Source organism: Pseudodesulfovibrio sp. (assembly GCF_028692895.1).
In the GTDB taxonomy this organism is placed as follows: Bacteria; Desulfobacterota; Desulfovibrionia; order Desulfovibrionales; family Desulfovibrionaceae; genus Pseudodesulfovibrio.
The window spans coordinates 1-17238 of record NZ_JAQUWN010000073.1 but is presented as its reverse complement, the minus strand read 5'-3'; the positions used below and the strand labels follow the sequence as shown (position 1 = coordinate 17238).

General features: G+C 66.4%; 15 protein-coding genes and 1 pseudogene. 7 read left to right on the top strand and 9 right to left on the bottom strand.

Features of this window, described 5'->3' with window-relative positions:
* From PHP91_RS14580 to PHP91_RS14555, 6 genes and pseudogenes are all read right to left on the bottom strand, one after another.
* Positions 1–934 (bottom strand): annotated as a pseudogene (locus PHP91_RS14580) (IS481 family transposase); the annotation flags it as partial.
* Between the two features lie 110 nt (positions 935–1044).
* On the bottom strand, positions 1045–2196 hold the full coding sequence (locus PHP91_RS14575; protein ID WP_300142231.1) for a multidrug effflux MFS transporter: 1152 nt from the start codon (positions 2194–2196) through the stop codon (positions 1045–1047).
* A gap of 100 nt (positions 2197–2296) precedes the next feature.
* The gene (locus PHP91_RS14570; protein WP_300142229.1) at positions 2297–3136 is read right to left on the bottom strand and encodes a transporter substrate-binding domain-containing protein; all 840 of its coding nucleotides are present in this window, start codon (positions 3134–3136) and stop codon (positions 2297–2299) included.
* 138 nt (positions 3137–3274) lie between these two features.
* Positions 3275–5872, bottom strand: coding sequence for an ATP-dependent chaperone ClpB (gene clpB, locus PHP91_RS14565; RefSeq protein WP_300142226.1), 2598 nt, complete (start codon positions 5870–5872; stop codon positions 3275–3277).
* A gap of 13 nt (positions 5873–5885) precedes the next feature.
* A complete protein-coding gene (locus tag PHP91_RS14560) occupies positions 5886–6221 on the bottom strand; it encodes a chaperone modulator CbpM (RefSeq protein WP_300142223.1) in 336 nt (111 codons plus the stop codon).
* A gap of 10 nt (positions 6222–6231) precedes the next feature.
* Positions 6232–7221 carry a DnaJ C-terminal domain-containing protein gene (locus PHP91_RS14555; RefSeq protein WP_300142220.1) on the bottom strand — a complete coding sequence of 330 codons (990 nt, stop codon included), beginning with the start codon at positions 7219–7221 and terminating at the stop codon, positions 6232–6234.
* Between the two features lie 155 nt (positions 7222–7376).
* Here PHP91_RS14555 and PHP91_RS14550 point away from each other — a divergent pair, with 155 nt between their 5' ends.
* Complete coding sequence (locus tag PHP91_RS14550; RefSeq protein ID WP_300142217.1) at positions 7377–7934, top strand: BON domain-containing protein; 558 nt, start codon at positions 7377–7379, stop codon at positions 7932–7934.
* On the opposite strand, the gene PHP91_RS14545 is transcribed toward PHP91_RS14550, so the two are convergent.
* Complete coding sequence (locus PHP91_RS14545) at positions 7927–8529, bottom strand: PHP domain-containing protein (protein ID WP_300142214.1); 603 nt, start codon at positions 8527–8529, stop codon at positions 7927–7929. The two genes, PHP91_RS14550 and PHP91_RS14545, sit on opposite strands and share 8 nt — an antisense overlap.
* A 130-nt stretch (positions 8530–8659) precedes the next feature.
* On the opposite strand from PHP91_RS14545, the gene PHP91_RS14540 reads away from it, so the two are divergent.
* Both PHP91_RS14540 and PHP91_RS14535 read left to right on the top strand, forming a co-directional pair.
* The gene (locus PHP91_RS14540; protein ID WP_300142211.1) at positions 8660–9985 is read left to right on the top strand and encodes an alkaline phosphatase family protein; all 1326 of its coding nucleotides are present in this window, start codon (positions 8660–8662) and stop codon (positions 9983–9985) included.
* On the top strand, positions 9985–10545 hold the full coding sequence (locus PHP91_RS14535; RefSeq protein ID WP_300142208.1) for a nicotinate-nucleotide adenylyltransferase: 561 nt from the start codon (positions 9985–9987) through the stop codon (positions 10543–10545). The genes PHP91_RS14540 and PHP91_RS14535 overlap by 1 nt, the downstream gene beginning before the upstream one ends.
* On the opposite strand, the gene PHP91_RS14530 is transcribed toward PHP91_RS14535, so the two are convergent.
* Entirely contained in the window at positions 10509–11252 is a 744-nt protein-coding gene (locus PHP91_RS14530; protein ID WP_300142205.1) for a rhomboid family intramembrane serine protease, read from the bottom strand. The genes PHP91_RS14535 and PHP91_RS14530 overlap by 37 nt on opposite strands.
* Positions 11249–12994 carry a dephospho-CoA kinase gene (locus tag PHP91_RS14525; RefSeq protein ID WP_300142202.1) on the bottom strand — a complete coding sequence of 582 codons (1746 nt, stop codon included), beginning with the start codon at positions 12992–12994 and terminating at the stop codon, positions 11249–11251. Before PHP91_RS14525 ends, PHP91_RS14530 begins: the two co-directional genes overlap by 4 nt.
* A gap of 176 nt (positions 12995–13170) precedes the next feature.
* Here PHP91_RS14525 and upp point away from each other — a divergent pair, with 176 nt between their 5' ends.
* From upp to PHP91_RS14505, 4 genes are all read left to right on the top strand, one after another.
* Positions 13171–13797 (top strand): uracil phosphoribosyltransferase, encoded by a 627-nt coding sequence (upp, locus tag PHP91_RS14520; protein WP_300142199.1) that lies wholly within the window; start codon positions 13171–13173, stop codon positions 13795–13797.
* 111 nt (positions 13798–13908) lie between these two features.
* Complete coding sequence (locus tag PHP91_RS14515; RefSeq protein WP_300142196.1) at positions 13909–15279, top strand: uracil-xanthine permease family protein; 1371 nt, start codon at positions 13909–13911, stop codon at positions 15277–15279.
* A gap of 126 nt (positions 15280–15405) precedes the next feature.
* Positions 15406–16167 carry a glycosyltransferase family 2 protein gene (locus PHP91_RS14510; protein ID WP_300142193.1) on the top strand — a complete coding sequence of 254 codons (762 nt, stop codon included), beginning with the start codon at positions 15406–15408 and terminating at the stop codon, positions 16165–16167.
* 91 nt (positions 16168–16258) lie between these two features.
* Positions 16259–17089 carry a mechanosensitive ion channel domain-containing protein gene (locus tag PHP91_RS14505; protein ID WP_300142189.1) on the top strand — a complete coding sequence of 277 codons (831 nt, stop codon included), beginning with the start codon at positions 16259–16261 and terminating at the stop codon, positions 17087–17089.
* Positions 17090–17238: the final 149 nt, after the last annotated feature.

The following is a 17238-nucleotide window of genomic DNA, read 5'->3' as shown; positions in this document are numbered from 1 at the left end:
GGGGCGTGGATTGAAACCAGCCCGAGGAGGAGCTGGAGTGGTCCATCCCCTTCTCCCAATCGGCTGATGGGCGGTTTATACTGTAACGCCGAATGATTCCTGTAATAATTGTATTCATGGAGCCAGCGGGGCAACTCGCTGGCTCTTTCGCATGAATTCGCATAGCTGGCGGCATAGGCCCACTCGCGAAGCGCGGTCTGGATGAATCGCTCCGCCTTGCCGTTGGTGCGCGGCGTATAAGGCCGGGTGCGGATATGCCGGAGCCCAAGTCGTGCACATGCCTCACGGAACAGCTTGGAAACATAGCCCATTCCATTGTCCGTCATCACCCGGCGCACGGTAATTCCCAACGACTTGTAAAAACGAAGAGCCGATGAAAGGAACGCAACGACGCTCTCCTTGCGTTCGTCGGCCAGGATTTCCGCAAAGGCGATGCGGCTGGCGTCGTCAATGGCCACGTGCACGAACTCCCAGCCCGCGCCGCGCGTCGCCCTCCGTCGGTCGCCATGCACGCGGTGGCCAGGCTGGCGAAACACCCCGGTTTCTTGATGCCGATGTGCAGTAAATCGCCTGAATTTTCCCACTGATAGCGCCGTGGAGGAAGGGGCGTCTCCAGTGTCTTGAGCCGGTTCATGCGCAATCGGCGCAACACACGGTGCACCCGCGCTGCGGAGAGGCCGAGCATACCGGCGATGCGACGAGCGGTGAGGTGCTGGCGGCGCAAGGCGGCGATCTGCCCTATGGTTCGAGGCGACAGGGCTGTCGGCGAATGATGGGGCCGTGAGGACTTGTCGCAAAGTTCCTCCCCTTTTCTGTGGCGCGCCAACCACTTGTAAACAGTACGCCGGGATACCCCAAACGCCGCCGCCACATTTTGTGGCCGTTCTCCGCTTTTGATCCGGCCTACAAGCTCCACTCGATGGACAAGCGTCAATCCGGCATCAGCACATGAATGTTCACTCGGTCCTCCTTTCGGCGATTGTGTCTGAGCAAACACAAGTTGACCGATTTGGGCCGAGTGAACAACCTCCTATAACTTCACAGCTAGAGGCGGCAGCGCTTCCGGACCGTCTGGAGCGAGGCGAACGGGATGATCGCGCCCAGCAGGGCGAGGACGCCCAGGACCCAGGGCTTGCTGTCCCACTCAAGCGAGATGAGCTGCATGGAGAAGGCGGCCACGAAGAAAATTTCGAAGGTCATGATGCCCGAGGCCGCGCCCACGTCCGTGTCCACCTGGTCCAGGATCAACGAGTTGCTGATGGGCCGGGAGAAGCCGGAGCTGAAGGCGATGCAGAACATGGGGATGGCCACGGTGAAGGGCGTGTGCCCGCCCAGGAAGAGCATGAGCGAGCCCGAGAGGACGTAGGCGACCATGGTGATGTAGATCATGGTCAGCGGCTTGTACACGCCCACCAGCCGGGTGCAGACGAAGGACCCGAGCATGAACCCCACGGCGTTGGCGCCGAAGAAGATGCCGAAGATCTGCGGGGAGAGCCCCAGGCCGTTGATGTAGATGTCCGTCGCCCCGCCGATGAAGGCGAAATGCGGCAGGACCATCAGGGCGAAGCCCGTGGAGAGCACGGTGAACGGCAGATTCCGGACCACGGCCACGTAGCGCCCGGCCATGGAGAACACCCCGCCGCGCGTGAATTCGGTCAACGGCTCCTTGAGCCGGTACACCCCGTACAGCCCCACCAGCCCCATGCAGGCCTGGATGACGAATATCCAGCGCCAGGACACGAACTTGAGGACCAGCCCGCCCAGGGACGGGGCGAGCATGGGCGCAAAGGCCATGATGACGCCGATGTGGGCCAGGATCTTCTGGCGCTGGGCCCCGTCATAGAGGTCCTTGGACAGGGCCAGGGACAGGGCCGCGCCCGCCGCCGCGCCCGCAGCCTGCACGCAACGAGCCGCGATGAGCATCCCGATGTCCGTGGAGGCCGCGCAGAACAGCGTGCCTGCGAGGTAGATGACGATGCCGACGATGAGCACCGGCCGCCGCCCGAACCGGTCCGAGAGCGGGCCGTGGATGAGCAGCCCGAGGCTGAACACGGCCATGAACAGGACCAGCGAGAGGTTGACGGTGGAAAAGGGAATGCCCCACTCCTCCTGCAACGTGGGGATGGCCGGAAGGTACATGTCCGTTGACAGGGGCGGAAAAGCCGCCAGCAGGGCGAGCAGGATCAGGTTGGGCATACGGTCGTCGGCAACGGGCGCCTGGTGGAAGTTGAAGGTGCAACATTCGTCAATCCGCAGGCGAAGTCAAGCGGATTCGTGCGCGGCGGAAAGATGGGACTCAGCGTCTCCGGAACTGGAAGAGGAAGAAGAACACCCCGCCCACCAGGATGAGGAGGGCCAGGCTGGCCAGGGCGATCAGCCATGACGGGACGCTGGGGGTCGGGATGGTCCAGCGGCTGTAGGTCCGCTCCAGCGCTCGCCCGGGGATGACCTCCATGCCTTTTTTCACCAGTTCGAACATCCTGCGGTTGCCCTTGGCCACCACGGGACGGATGCCGTGCCTGTAGGCCACGTCGAGCATCCGGAACTCGTCGAGCTTGCCCGCCTCGCCCAGCAGGTGGACCAGGGTGACCCGCTCGGTCAGCAGGGCGTCGATCTCCCCGCGCAGGGCGGCCTGCACGACCTGGGCCGTGCCCTTGTACGGCTTCTGCCGGATGTCGGGATAGACATCCCTGAGATACTGGACGGCGTAACCGCCGGCCAGGACGCCAAGAGTGACGTCCTTCAGGTCGGCCATGGACCGGACGGGGAGCCCCTTGCGGACGGCCACGGCGGAGTCCATGTCGACGAACGGCCCCTCGAAGTCGAATTCCCGGGCCCGCTCCCTGGTGTAGAACATGCCGCCGTGGATGTCGGCCTCCCCGTCCCGGACCATGCGCAGCGTCTCGACCCAGTCGGTCAGGACCATCTTGATGGGCACGCCGTTGACCCTGGACCAGAGCTCCCAGTAATCGACGATCAGCCCCTTGGGCTCGCCGTAGGCGCCGAGGAAGGAGAGCGGAGGCATGTTGCGGGAATGGACCACAACGAGGGGGCGCGCCCCGTCCCACTCCGGCGCGGCCGCAAGACCGGCCTCGGCCCGGATCGAGACAAGGCACACAACGAGAACAAACCGCATGAAATGCCACACGGATACCATAACCTTTCCCCCTACTGCCATATCTAGCAAACCGGGACTCATCCCGTCAACTGGCGACGAAAAAGGGGACGCCCGGATATCCGGACGTCCCCGTTGACGCGGCGGATGCTGCGCGGCCTATTCGAAGGCCAGCGCGCCGTCCCGTTCCTCCACGGTGACCTGCCGCCCGTCCTCCAACTGGCCGCCGATGAGCAGCTTGGCCAGCGGGGTCTCCAGGTGGGTCTGGAGGTAGCGGTGCAACGGGCGCGCGCCGTAATGCGGGTCGTAGGCGGACTGGGCGATGAACGCCTTGGCCCCGTCGGTCAGGGTCAGGCCGATCTTGCGCTCGGCCAGCCGCTCGCGCAGGGAGCCCACCAGCAGGTCGATGATCTTGATCAACTGCTCCTCCCGCAGGGGCCGGAAGAGCACGGTCTCGTCCACGCGGTTCAGGAACTCGGGCCGGAAATGGCGACGCAGGACGTCGCGGACCTGGTCCTCAACGCCGGGCAGGAACTCGCCGGATTCGTCGATGCCGTCCAGCATGAACTCCGCGCCCAGGTTGCTGGTCATGATGACGATGGTGTTCTTGAAGTCCACGGTGCGGCCGTGGGAGTCCGTCAGCCGACCGTCGTCCAGGATCTGGAGCAGGACGTTGAACACGTCGTGGTGCGCCTTCTCGATCTCGTCGAAGAGGACCACGGAGTACGGCTTGCGGCGGACCGCCTCGGTCAGTTGGCCGCCCTCGTCGTAGCCCACGTAGCCTGGAGGCGCGCCGATCAGCCGGGCCACGGTGTGCTTCTCCATGTACTCGGACATGTCGATGCGCACCATGTTGTCCTCGCTGTCGAACAGGGCGGCGGCGAGCGTCTTGCACAGCTCGGTCTTGCCCACGCCCGTGGGGCCGAGGAAGATGAACGAACCGATGGGCCGCGTGGGGTTCTTGAGCCCGGCGCGGGCGCGCAGCACGGCGTCGGCCACGGCCTGGACCGCCTCGTCCTGGCCGATGACGCGCTCGTGGAGCACGTCGGCCAGCCGGAGCAGCTTCTCGCGCTCGCCCTCCATCAGCTTGGAGACCGGAATGCCGGTCCAGCGGGCGATGACCTGGGCGATGTCGTCCGGGCCGACCTCCTCGCGCACCATGCGCGGGGTCTCGCCCGCCTCCAGGGCCTCGTTGCGCTCGCGCAGCTCCTTCTCCAGGCTCATCAGGGTGCCGTATTCCAGCTCCGAAGCGCGCTTGTAGTCGGAGACGCGCTTGGCCTCCTCGATCTCGCGCCGGGTGGACTCGATCTCGGTCTTGAGGCCGCGCAGCCGCTCGATGGAGCCCTTCTCGTTCTCCCACTGGGCCTGGAGGGCGGCCTGCTTCTCTTTGAGGTCGGAGAGGTCCTTCTCCAGCTTGACCAGCCGGTCCTTGGACTTCTGGTCGGTCTCGCGCTTCAGGGCCTCGCGCTCGATCTCGAGCTGCATGATGTGGCGGTTGGCCTTGTCCAGCTCATAGGGCTGGGAGTCGATCTCGGTGCGGATCATGGCCGCGGCCTCGTCGATGAGGTCGATGGCCTTGTCCGGGAGCTGGCGGTCGGTGATGTAGCGGTGCGAGAGAACGGCCGCCTCGACCACCGCGCCGTCGGAGATGCGCACGCCGTGGTGAACCTCGAACCGCTCGCGCAGGCCGCGCAGGATGGAGATGGTGTCCTCCACGGTGGGCTCCTCGACCATGACGGTCTGGAACCGGCGCTCCAGGGCGGGGTCCTTCTCGATGTACTTGCGGTACTCGTCCACGGTGGTGGCGCCGATGCAGTGCAGCTCGCCGCGCGCCAGCATGGGCTTGAGCAGGTTGCTCGCGTCCATGGCCCCGTCGGTCTTGCCCGCGCCCACGATGGTGTGCAGCTCGTCGATGAACATGATGATCCGTCCGGCCGAGGACTGGACCTCCTTGAGCACGGCCTTGAGCCGCTCCTCGAACTCGCCCCGATACTTGGCGCCCGCGATGAGCGCGCCCATGTCCAGGGAGAAGACGGTCTTGTCCTTGAGGCCCTCGGGCACGTCGCCCTTGACGATGCGCTGGGCCAGGCCCTCGGCGATGGCCGTCTTGCCGACGCCCGCCTCGCCGATGAGGACCGGGTTGTTCTTGGTCCGGCGGCTGAGGATGCGGATGACGCGGCGGATCTCGGCGTCGCGGCCGATGACCGGGTCGAGCTTGCCGGAGCGAGCCTCCTCCACCAGGTCGCGGCCGTACTTCTTGAGCGAGTCGTAGGTGGCCTCGGGGTTGTCCGAGGTCACGCGCTGCTTGCCGCGCACGTCGGTCAGGGCGGCCAGGACCTTGTTCTTGTCCAGGCCGAACTGGCGGTTGACGCGGCCCACGCCGGTCCCGGCGGGCTCGTCCATGAGGGCGAGGAAGACGTGCTCCACCGAGACGAATTCGTCCTTCATCCGCTTGGAGCCGTCGGTGGCGGCCACCAGGACCTGCTGGAGCCGCTGGGTGACCATGATCTGGTCGGGCCGCGCGCCCGGTCCGGAGACGCGGGGCAGCTTCGCGATCTCGGCGTCCACCGCGCCCACGTAGGCGTCCGGGGCCACGCCGAGCTTTTGCAATATCTGGGGCACGAGGCCCTGCTCCTGCGACGCCAGGGCGCGCAGGAGGTGTTCGCAATCTATCTGTTGATGCCCGCTCCGAATGGCCAGGTTCTGGGCCTCGGAGATGGCGCTCTGGGTTTTCTGGGTAAAAGTGTTCGGATCCATATGATGTCCTCCTCTATACGAGTCGCCGCAGCTCCTCGATCTCCTTTTCCAATTCTTCGACGCGCTCCAGCAGGTCCACCACGATGGACCCGCAGTTGAACGGAATCTCCAGGTCGTTGACCAGCCGCATCAGCTTGTGGATGCGGTACACGTCGCGCAGGCGGAAGAGATACTCGTCCGCGCCCGTGGTGGCCGGGGTGATCCACCCCAGGTCCACCAGCTCCACGACCTCGACCCTCGGGATGCCGGTCAGCTCCAGCAGTTGGGCGAAGGCCACGTATTCGCTGCGCTCCGGCAGGTTCAGGCCGGGCAGCCGCATCATCAGTTCCTGTATCTTCCTGGTTTTCATGGCCGTCCCCCTAGAAGTTCCTGGGCTGGAAGTCCGACTTGGCCTGCAACTCTTCCCAGAGCCGCCGCTCGTCGCCGGTCAGCCGGTCCGGGGCCTGGATCATGACGCGCACGAACTGGTCGCCGCGCTTGTGGCCGGAGCCGAGACCCTTGCCCTTGATCCGGAGCTTCTTGCCCGAACCCATGCCCGGCGGGATCTTCATCTCCACCGCGCCGTCCAGGGTGGGGACGCGCAGGGTCGCGCCCAGCACGGCCTCCCACGGGGCCAGCGGCAGGTCCAGGATCACGTCCGAGTCGCTGACCTTGAACAGATGGTGGGGCAGCAGCTTGATCTTCAGGTACAGGTCGCCCCTGGGCCCGCCGGACATGCCGGGGTTGCCCTGGCCCGCGAGCCGGATCTTCTGGCCATCCTTGATCCCGGCGGGCACCTTGACCTCCAGGGTCTTGGTGTTCATGCGCGGGATGCCGTCGGCCCCGGCCGCCTGTTCCTGCAGGGTGATGGACTTGGTCCCGCCCCGGTACGCCTCGTCCAGGGTCAGCTCGTAGGTGGCCTCGGAGTCCGCGCCGCGCCGGGGACGCTGGCGATAGCCGCCGCCCCCGCCGAAGCCCGCGTCGCCGAAACCGCCGGACGAAAAGCCGCCCCGGAAGTTCCCGCCTCCCCCGCCGCCGCCGAAGATGGTCTCGAAGAAGTCCGAGAACCCGCCCGGGCCGCCCGAGAAGCCGCCTCCGCCGAAGTTGACGTTTTCGTAGCCCGGCGGCGGCTGAAAGTTCTGCCCATGCTCCCAGTTCGAGCCGAACTGGTCGTAGAGCTTGCGCTTCTTCTCGTCCTTGAGCACCTCGTAGGCCTCGTTGATCTCCTTGAACTTGGCCTCGGCGGCCTTGTCGTTGGGATTGAGGTCCGGGTGGTATTTGCGCGCCAGCTTCTTGAACGCCTTGCCGATCTCGTCCTTGGTGGCGGACCGGGAAACCCCGAGAAGCTTGTAGTAGTCTTTGTATTCCATGCCTGGGCCGTTCCTTTATCCGAGAGAAAAATCATTTATCGATTCAGGATTGTAAGGTAATATGCTTTTATCGTCTGTCAAGACGGTCGTTTGGATTGATTGATGTTTTTTCCACAATGTTTTCCACAGTCGACACCAAGGAGGAAACGCAGCCCATGAAAACACCGGCCATGAACGCACTCTGCCTTATCCTGGCGGCCCTCGCCATGATAAGTGTCGCCTGGACGCCCTGGGGAGCCATCTATGAATCCGCCCGCGACGAGCGCAGCGTGGGCGACCAGGCGGCGGACAAGAAGATTTCCCTGTCCATCAAGACCGACCTGGCCGACCGAGACTCGAAGCTCGCCCTCAAGGTCCATGTGTACTGCTTCCTGCGCCGCGTCTATCTGGTGGGGGCCGTCGACGACGCGTCCTTCCGCGACTTCGCCGTGGCCACGGCCAAGAAGACCGAGGGCGTCAAGCAGGTGAACAAGTATTTCGTGGCGGAGAGCGACACCACCTCGGACGACCTCAAGCTGGCGGCCAAAGTCCGGACCGCCCTCATCGGGGAAAAGGAGCTGAGCTCCACCCAGGTGGAGACCGAGGTGCTCAACGGCGAGGTGGTCATGCTCGGCATGGTCCGCACCAAGGCGGACGCGAAGCTGGCGGTCAGGATCGCCAAGGGCGTGGAGGGCGTGCGGAAGGTGACGTCCTTCCTGATTCCGCCTAAATAGCGGCGGCGAGGGGGGCGCGCAGGGGCTGGCACAACCCCCGGCGCAGGGCCCGGACCAAGTCGGCCCGGCAGCGCACGGGCGCGTCGAACCGGGTGGGCAGCCGCCCAAGCTCGCCCAGGGTGTGCGCGTCGGAGCCGGACACGGCGTGGACGCCCAGCCTGTCCGCCAGGCCGGCGGCCAGGGCGTTCTCGGCGTCGGTGTTGCGGCCGTTCTCCACCTCGATAAGGCAGGGTCCGCGCTCCAGCACGGCCACGTCGGACGGCCGCCAGCTCCTGAAGGGGTGGGCCGCCACCACCGCGCCGCCCAGCCGGTCCACCGTTTCGAGCAGCCGCGCCCCGTCCAGGCCGGGGCAAAGGCGCTCAACCGGGCCGAAAACCAGGAAATCCCCCTGGGGCGTGGCGTACTCCATCCCCGCCAGGACGAGCAAACCATCGGGCTGGAAACCTTCCCGGATTTGTGCCAGAACGGAGGTGGAATCGTGGTCGGTGATGCAGACGCCGTCCAACCCGAGGGAGCGCGCATTCCCGAGGATCTCCCATACGGAGAGCGAGGAACACGATGAGACGGTTGAATGGACGTGAAGATCGATGAGCATACCGCGATTCTGCCCCATGCGCACGCTTTTGACAAAGAGCTTCTACCGATCGGGCGACCCGAATCCATAGCCTGTATCTATAGCTGATTACCGGCTGCGTCTATGCTCGGCAGCCGGGACGGAGTTTTTCGTGCCCAAGAAATGTGTTCTCATCCTGCTGGACGGCCTGGGCGACCGGGCCCTGGCCGACCTCGGCCACAAGACGCCGCTCCAGGCGGCCAAGACCCCAACCCTCGACAGGCTGGCCGCGCGCGGCAGCACCGGCCTCTACCACGCCGGCAAGATCGGCCGCGCCCTGCCCAGCGAAAACGCCCATTTCGCCCTGTTCGGCTGCCCGCCCGAGGAGTTCCCCGGCCGAGGCCCGCTGGAGGCCCTGGGCGCTGGCGTGGACCTGCGCGAGGGCGACGTGGCCATGCTCGCCCACTTCGCCAGCGTGCTGGCCACCCTGGATAACGAACTGATCCTGCGCTACGACCGCATGTGCGGCACGCCGGAGGAGGCCGACGCCCTGTTCGAGGCCGTGGAGCCCTTCGAGCGCGAGGGCGTACGCATCGAGCTGCACCGGACCTCCGGCATGTTCGGCGTGCTGGTCATGCGCGGCGCGGTCTCGCCGTTCATCACGGACTCCAACCCAATGGTGGACGGCCGGATGATCTCGGCCATCACCCCCCTCACGGCCCATACCAATGACGCCACGGCGGTGCGCACGGCCCGCGTGCTCACCGCATTCCTGCGCCGCACCTGCGCCCGGCTGAACAAGATCGGGGCCAACGAAATCCGCGTCCGCCAGAAGCTCCCGCCCATCAACGGCCTGGTCACGCAGCGGGCCGGGCGGCTCTGCCCGGTGACCTCCCTGCCCGAGCGGTTCGGGATGCGCTGCCTGTCCGTGGCCAGCGGCATCATGTACCGGGGCATGTCCCGCTTCCTGGGCATGGACTTCCACCAGGTGCGGGATACCCGCGACCCCGGCAAGGACCTGGCCGAACGCATCGACATCGCCGCCCAGGCGCTGGGCAAGTACGATTTCGTCCACATCCACACCAAGGCCCCGGACCACGCGGCCCACACCAAGAGCCCTCGCGCCAAGCTCAAGGCCATCGAGTCCCTGGACCGGGGGCTGGCCCAGTCCGTGGACCAGCTCCTGCGCGACGACGTGCTCCTGGTGGTCACGGCCGACCACTCCACCCCGAGCTGCGGCGCGCTCATCCACTCGGGCGAGCCCGTGCCGCTCCTGTTCGTGGGCGACGAGGTCCGGCGCGACGCGGTGACCGAATACGACGAGATAGCCGTGGCGGGCGGCTGCCTGGGCACCATGCGCGGCGACGAGCTGATGCATATGGTCCTCAACTACACGGACCGCGCCCGCCTGGCGGGCATCCACGACTCGCCCGTGGCCCGCGACTACTGGCCCGGCGACTACTTTCCCTTCACGATGTCCGACCCGGAGTCCGACTGATGCACCCCCTCGGCTTCATCCACGGCCGGTTCCAGGTCCTGCACAACGACCACCTGCGCTACCTGCTGGCGGGCAAGGCCCTGTGCGGCCACCTCATCATCGGCGTGACCAACCCGGACCCCGCCTCCACCCTCCGCGAGGCCACGGACCCGGCCCGGTCCGACGCGGCCAACAATCCCCTGACCTATGCGGAGCGCGAGGCCATGATCCGCGCGGCCCTGATCGAGGCCGGGGTGCCGGAAGACGAGTTCCAGGTCATCCCCTTCCCCATCTGCCAGCCGGAGCGAATCCGGGAGCTCGCGCCCCCGGAGGCGGTCTACTACCTGACCATCTACGACGACTGGGGAAAGGAGAAGAAACGCCGCTTCGAGTCCCTGGGACTGGCCACCCACGTCATGTGGGAACGGCCGCCCGAGCAAAAGGGGCTCGCGGGCAAGGACGTGCGCGCCGCCATCCGCGAGGGGCGCGACTACCGGTCCATGGTCCCGCCCGCCGTGGCCCGGCTGGCGGAGGAGTGGAATCTTCAGGAGAGGCTGTCCGGCCCGTCCTCGGGGTCGTAATCACGGGTGTCCGGGTTGTAGCAGTACTTGCAGCGGCCGGGCCGCCGGAAGACCCGGATGAGCAGCATCCCGGCCGCGAACCCGCCCACATGCGCCCACCAGGCCACGGCCTGGGCCTCGGTCGCGCCCCGCGAGGCCAGGCCGGAGAGTATCTGCATCAGGAACCAGAAGCCCAGAAAGACGTAGGACGGCAGCCGGAAGAAGAGCGGAAAGAAGAAGACCGGCACCAGCGTCAGCACCCGGCCGTGGGGATAGAGCACGACGTAGGCTCCCATGACCCCGGCGATGGCCCCGGACGCGCCCACGATGGGGATGCGCGAGCCGGGCTCGAAGGCCATGTGCAGCCCCACCGCCGCCAGCCCGCAGAGCAGGTAGAAGACCAGGAACCCGCCGTGCCCGGTGACGTCCTCGATGTTGTCGCCGAAGATCCAGAGCATCCACATGTTGAAGATGATGTGCAGCCAGCCGCCGTGCAGGAACATGTAGGAGACGAAAGGCCAGCCCAGGGTGGACGGATAGCCCGCGAAGGCGGCCCAGTCCGGGCGCAGGAACCGCGCCGGGACCACGCCGAAGAGGTGGAAGAATTCGAAGAGCGGACGCGGCCCAAGGGTCAGGCAGTAGGCGAAGGCCAGGACGTTGAGCGCGATGACCGTGATGACCGCCAGGGGCGGAGTCACGCGCGGCACGTTGTCCCGGATGGGAATCATTCCCCGATCTCCGCCGCGTCCCGGTCCTCGAACGCCATATCCCCGGCGTCCCGTTCCGCGGCCTCCAGGTCCTCGGCCTCGCCGGCGGCCTCCATCTCACCGGCCAGCCGGGGCCACAGCCCTTCCAGCCAGTCGGCGAAGGCCCGGTTGCGATCCTCGAACCGCTCCCGCGCCCAGGCCGCCAGCCGGTCCGCCTCGGCGGCCAGCCGGTCCAGCCCGGCGTCGTTGTCCAGCACCAGGTCGCAAGCGGCCAGCTTGTCCGCCTCGGGCCACTGCCAGGCGTCGAAGGCGGCCAGGGCCTCCGGGGCCAGCCCGCGCAGTTCGCGCAGCTCGCCCGTGCGCCTGGCCGCCGGGCAGCGCACCCCGGCCACGGCGTCCACCAGGTTGCCCTTGCGCCAGCCCGACTCCAGCAGCAGCGGAATCTCGGCGAAGGCGGCCGGATCGTCCCGATGGGCGCGGAAGAATTCGTCGCAGGCGTGGCGGACCATGGGATGGACCAGCTCCATGACCTCGCGCCTCAGCGGCTCGGAGGCGAGCATGGCCGCGAACAGCGCCCGCTTGTCCACCCCGCCGTCCTCCAGGGTGTAGGCCCCGCCGAAGCGCTGGCGCAGCATGTCAGCGCCGTCGCCGCCCGGGGCATAGAGCCCGGCCACGCAGCCGTCCGCGCTGAAGCAGGGCAACCCGGCCCGCTCCAGCATCCCGCGCAGGGCGGACTTGCCGCAGCCCGGCATGCCCACGATACCCACGCGGAAACACTCGCGCGACAGCCCGGCCAGGAGCGCGCGGAAGTCCTCGGGCGGCTCGCGCCACAGGGTCACCCGCCGCCCGTCCGCCGGATGGATAAAGGAAAGATGGAAGGCGTGGAGCATCTGGCGCGGGGCCAGCCCGGCCAGCAGGTCGGTCCGCCGTCCCCACTCGGCCTGCCCGCGCGAGCCGTAGACCGCGTCGCCCAGCAGGGGGTGGCCGATGTGGGCCATGTGCACGCGAATCTGGTGGGTGCGCCCGGTGTGGATGCGCACGGCCACCAGGCTGGCCAGGCCGCGCGGCCCGGTCCAGAGGACCCGGTAGTCGCTCTTCGCCGCGCGCCCGCCCTTCCTGACCACGGCCATGCGCGTCTTTTTCGTGGGGTGGCGGCCGATCTCCGCCTCGATGACGCCCTGGGCGGGCTCGGGACGGCCGTGAACGATGGCCAGGTAGGTCTTGCGCACCCGGCGGGCCGCGAAATCGGCGGAGAGGGCCATGCGGTCGGCCTCGGTGCGGGCCACGGCGATGAGGCCCGAGGTGTCCTTGTCCAGCCGGTGGACGATGCCGGGCCGCTCGCCCGTCAGGCCGGAGGCCGGGTCCGCCATGTCCGGATAGCGATGCAGGAGCAGGTTGACCAGGGTCGGGCCTGGCTCGCCGGGCGCAGGGTGGGTGGTCAGCCCGGCGGGCTTGTCCACCACCGCAACGTGCGCGTCCTCGAAGACCGCGTCGAGTTCGCCCGCCACGGCCTCGGGCCCGGCGTCGGCCGCATGGGGCCCGCCCTCCAGGGTCAGGGTCTCGAATCCCGTCAGCCGGTGCTTGCCCTTATCCACGACCGCGCCGTCCACGCGCGCGCCGCCCGCCTCGATCCACTCCCGGACCCGGCCGCGCGACACGCCCTCGGCGTAGAGCTCGTCGGCCCAGAACTTGTCCAGCCGGACGCCCCGGTCCAGGTCGGTCGCCGTGCGCTCCCAGAAATTCTTGTTGCTCTCGTTTTCCATGCCCGGAGGATATACCGGGAATCATTGGAAAGTAAAATTCTATCTCCGGCAGAGGAGGCCAGTTGACAAAATTGGGCCTTGACCCGCTCCGGCACGCGGCATAGAAAAGGGAAATTTTGTGCTATTGAGAATTTCTCGAGAGTATATCCATATTCACTTGAAACAAGGGGGAATCCGTGGCCCTGCACCTGGTAGATCATCCGCTCATCCGTCACAAGGTCGGCCTGCTCCGCTCGCACGACATCTCGACCAGCCACTTTCGCCAGTTGGCGACCGAGATCACACGACTGCTGACCTACGAGGCCACCAAGGACCTGAAAACGGAAAAGATGGTCATCAAAGGCTGGGCCGGGAAGGTCGAGGTGGACACCATCAAGGGCAAAATGATCACCGTGGTCCCCATCCTGCGCGCCGGCCTCGGCATGTTGGACGGCGTTTACGACATGATCCCCGGCGCCAAGGCCTCGGTGGTGGGCTTCTACCGCAACGAGGAGACCTTGGAGCCCGTCCAGTACTACGTCAAGCTGGCCAACAAGATCGAGGAGCGCACCGCCATCATCCTCGACCCCATGCTGGCCACCGGCGGCACCCTAGACGCCACCATCCGCCTGCTCAAGGACGCGGGCTGCAAGTCCATCCGCGGCCTGTTCCTCTGCGCCGCGCCCGAGGGCGTCAAGCGCATCCTGGACGCGCACCCGGACGTGGACATCTACGTGGCGGCGGTCGATGAACGACTCAACGACGTAGGCTATATCATCCCGGGTCTCGGAGATGCGGGAGACAAGATATTCGGCACCAAATAAGGGTAGAAGGCACGCTCCAAAGCGTGCCTTTTTTTGGGGGGCAACCTGGGCCGCCGATTCCGGACGCCGTGGGCGACGTGCGGCCTCCAACCAGAGGAGGAGTTGATTTTCATGAGTAACGTGCATTCCACCGAATACAATTTCAAACTGAAGGACGCCCTGCTCGGCGCGCAGATGCTCTTCGTGGCCTTCGGCGCGCTGGTGCTGGTTCCGCTGCTGACCGGGCTCGACGCCAACGTGGCCCTGTTCACCGCGGGCGCGGGCACCCTGCTTTTCCAGGTCGTCACCAAGGGCAAGGTGCCGGTCTTCCTGGCGTCCAGCTTCGCCTTCATCGCGCCCATCATCTACGGCGTGCAGACCTGGGGCATCCCGTCCACCCTGTGCGGCCTGCTCGCCGCGGGCCTGCTCTACGTGGTCTTCAGCATGTTGATCCGCACCTTCGGCGTGGGCATGCTCCGCCGGGTGCTCCCGCCCGTGGTCACCGGCCCGGTCATCATGGTCATCGGCCTGATCCTGGCTCCCGTGGCCGTGCACATGGCCATGGGCCGCACCGGCGACGGCTCGGCCTGGCTGGTGCCCAACACCACCGCCATGATCATCGCGGGAGTCGCCCTGCTGACCACCATTTTCGCCTCTCTGCTCGGCAAGGGCTGGATCAAGCTGATCCCGATCCTGCTCGGCATCGTGGCCGGATACATCGCCTCCCTGATCCTGGACGCCACAGGCTTCTCCGCCGCCACCCAGGCCGCCTTCGATCCCGGCGCGCTCCAGAACTACACCGCCCCGACCCTGGTCGGATTCGGCAAGATCGCCGAGGCCCCCCTGCTGGCCCTGCCCAACTTCACCTTCCCCACCTGGAACCTGGAGGCCATCCTGTTCATCGTGCCCGTGGCCATCGCCCCGGCCATCGAACACTTCGGCGACGTCCTGGCCATCGGGGGCATCTCGGGCAAGGACTACGTCAAGGACCCCGGCATCCACAGGACCATGCTCGGCGACGGGCTGGCCACCTCCCTGGCCGCCGCCCTGGGCGGCCCGCCGAACACCACCTACTCCGAGGTCTCCGGCGCCGTGGCCCTGACCCGCGCCTTCAACCCGGCCATCATGACCTGGGCCGCCGTCACCGCCATCGTCCTGGCCTTCGTGGGCAAACTCGGGGCCGTGCTGGCCACCATCCCGGTCCCGGTCATGGGCGGCATCATGATCCTGCTCTTCGGCGCCATCACCGTCATCGGCATCAACACCCTGGTCCGCGCGGGCACCGACCTGATGCTCCCGCGCAACCTGGCCATCGCCGCCATCATCCTGGTCTTCGGCATCGGCGGCATGAACTTCGACCTGGTCATCGTCAAGCTCGGCGGCATCGGCCTTGCCGGCGTCATCGGCGTGGTCCTGAACCTCATCCTCCCCTGCAAGGACTGCGACGCGCCCCTGCCGGACGAGATCAACACCCCCAAGCCGGACCAGCAGACCGACCTGTAGATCCCGGCACCGGATAATGACGGGCCCGCGCCGGACGACCGGCGCGGGCCCTTTGTTTCGGCCGCGCATCTTTCAATGGACCCAAAAGCGCGAAACGGATAGAATGCGCCCCACCCCAGGAGAACCATGCAACGAGAATCCGTGACCGGACTGGTCCTGACCCTGAACGGCGAGCGGCTGCTCGACCGCTGCCTCGAATCCCTCGGATTCTGCGACGAACTGCTGGTGGTGGACTCGCAGTCCACGGACCGCACCGTCGAGATCGCAAAGGCACACGGCGCGCGGGTCATCGTAAACCCCTGGCCCGGCCCGGTGGCCCAGTTCCGGCTCGCCCTCGCCGAGATCCAGACCGGCTGGGTCGTCTCCCTGGACCAGGACGAATTCCTCTCGGACGAGCTGCGGACGAACATCGAGGCCAAGCTGGCCGCGCCCGACCAGGTGGCGGGCTACCTGACGCCGCGCAGCTCCTTTTATTTCAACCGGTTCATGAAGCATTCCGGCTGGTATCCGGACTACCTGCTGCGCGTCTTCCGCGCGGACGGCATGGAGGTCACGGCCTCGGGCGCGCACTACCACTTCAATCCCCTCGGCGAGACCCGGAAGCTTGCGGGAGACATTCTCCACTACCCCTACGAGTCCTTCCGGCAGCACATGGACAAGATCAACTACTACGCCGAAGAAGGCGCGAAGGCCCTGCGCGACAAGGGCAGGCGCGGCGGCGTGGGGGCCGGGCTGACCCACGGCCTGGTCCGTTTCGTCAAGCTCTACCTGCTCAAAGCCGGGTTCCTGGACGGCCGGGCAGGATTCTGCAACGCCCTGGCCGGGTTCTATTACACCTTCCAGAAATACCTGCGCGTCGAGGAAAAGGGCAAATGGGGCGGCGAGTAGCCAACTTTCCCCCTCCCCCCTCTTCCAATCCGCCCGTCCCTCATGATAAAGCTGCCGCTATTGGCGGTACAATTTTCCAAGGAGACAAGCCATGACCCTCGACCCACAGACCATCCAGGACCTCATCCAGAACGGCATCGCCCTGGTCACCACCCATGGGCTCAATGTGCTCATCGCCCTCGTCATCTTCGTCGTCGGGCGCATCGTGGCCAGGAAGGTGTCGGACCTGACCTGCGCCCTGATGATCAAGGCCAAGGTGGACGAGACCCTGGTCGGATTCCTGCGCAACATCCTCTATTACGCGCTCCTGGCGGCCGTGGTCATCATGGCGCTCGGGCAGGCGGGGCTGAACATCACCTCGTTCCTGGCCGTTTTGGGCGCCGCCGGCCTGGCCGTCGGCCTGGCCCTCAAGGACTCCCTGTCCAACTTCGCGGCCGGGGTCATGCTCATCCTGCTCGGCTTCTTCAAGAAGGGCGACTTCGTCACCGTGGCCGGAGAGTCCGGCACCGTGGCCTCGGTGCGCATCTTCAACACGATTCTGGATACCCCGGACAACCGGCAGATCATCGTGCCCAACTCGTCCATCCTCAACAGCACCATCACCAACGTCTCCGCCAATCCCACCCGCCGGGTGGACCTGGTCTTCGGCATCGGCTACGGCGACGACCTGCGCAAGGCCAAAACGGTGCTGGACCGGATCATCGCGGAAGAGCCGCGCATCCTCAAGGACCCGGCCCCGACCGTGGCCGTCAGCGAACTGGCCGATTCCTCGGTCAACTTCGTGGTCCGTCCCTGGGTCAAGGCCGCCGACTACTGGGGCGTCTACTTCGACCTGACCGAAAAGGTGAAGCTGACCTTCGACGCCGAAGGCATCTCCATCCCCTTCCCCCAGACCGACGTGCACCTGTTCCAGGAAAAGTAGCCCGCCCCGGCGGAGCGACCGCAAAATACCATGTCGGCACTCCTGAGTTTTGCTGGTAACAACACCAGTAGAACCAAAACAAACGGGAGGCCGACATGGCGAAGCTCAAGGTATCATCAGTCCATCGGTTTGTAGAAGCTTTTCGTGGT

What these genes read in the sequence shown, in the direction of transcription:
- PHP91_RS14555 (WP_300142220.1), bottom strand. Translation starts at nt 7,221, where the DNA reads ATGGAATACAAAGACTACTACAAGCTTCTCGGGGTTTCCCGGTCCGCC.
- PHP91_RS14505 (WP_300142189.1), top strand. Translation starts at nt 16,259, where the DNA reads ATGACCCTCGACCCACAGACCATCCAGGACCTCATCCAGAACGGCATC.
- PHP91_RS14575 (WP_300142231.1), bottom strand. Translation starts at nt 2,196, where the DNA reads ATGCCCAACCTGATCCTGCTCGCCCTGCTGGCGGCTTTTCCGCCCCTG.
- PHP91_RS14535 (WP_300142208.1), top strand. Translation starts at nt 9,985, where the DNA reads ATGCACCCCCTCGGCTTCATCCACGGCCGGTTCCAGGTCCTGCACAAC.
- PHP91_RS14515 (WP_300142196.1), top strand. Translation starts at nt 13,909, where the DNA reads ATGAGTAACGTGCATTCCACCGAATACAATTTCAAACTGAAGGACGCC.
- PHP91_RS14545 (WP_300142214.1), bottom strand. Translation starts at nt 8,529, where the DNA reads ATGCTCATCGATCTTCACGTCCATTCAACCGTCTCATCGTGTTCCTCG.
- PHP91_RS14550 (WP_300142217.1), top strand. Translation starts at nt 7,377, where the DNA reads ATGAAAACACCGGCCATGAACGCACTCTGCCTTATCCTGGCGGCCCTC.
- PHP91_RS14560 (WP_300142223.1), bottom strand. Translation starts at nt 6,221, where the DNA reads ATGAAAACCAGGAAGATACAGGAACTGATGATGCGGCTGCCCGGCCTG.
- PHP91_RS14530 (WP_300142205.1), bottom strand. Translation starts at nt 11,252, where the DNA reads ATGATTCCCATCCGGGACAACGTGCCGCGCGTGACTCCGCCCCTGGCG.
- PHP91_RS14510 (WP_300142193.1), top strand. Translation starts at nt 15,406, where the DNA reads ATGCAACGAGAATCCGTGACCGGACTGGTCCTGACCCTGAACGGCGAG.
- clpB (WP_300142226.1), bottom strand. Translation starts at nt 5,872, where the DNA reads ATGGATCCGAACACTTTTACCCAGAAAACCCAGAGCGCCATCTCCGAG.
- PHP91_RS14570 (WP_300142229.1), bottom strand. Translation starts at nt 3,136, where the DNA reads ATGCGGTTTGTTCTCGTTGTGTGCCTTGTCTCGATCCGGGCCGAGGCC.
- PHP91_RS14525 (WP_300142202.1), bottom strand. Translation starts at nt 12,994, where the DNA reads ATGGAAAACGAGAGCAACAAGAATTTCTGGGAGCGCACGGCGACCGAC.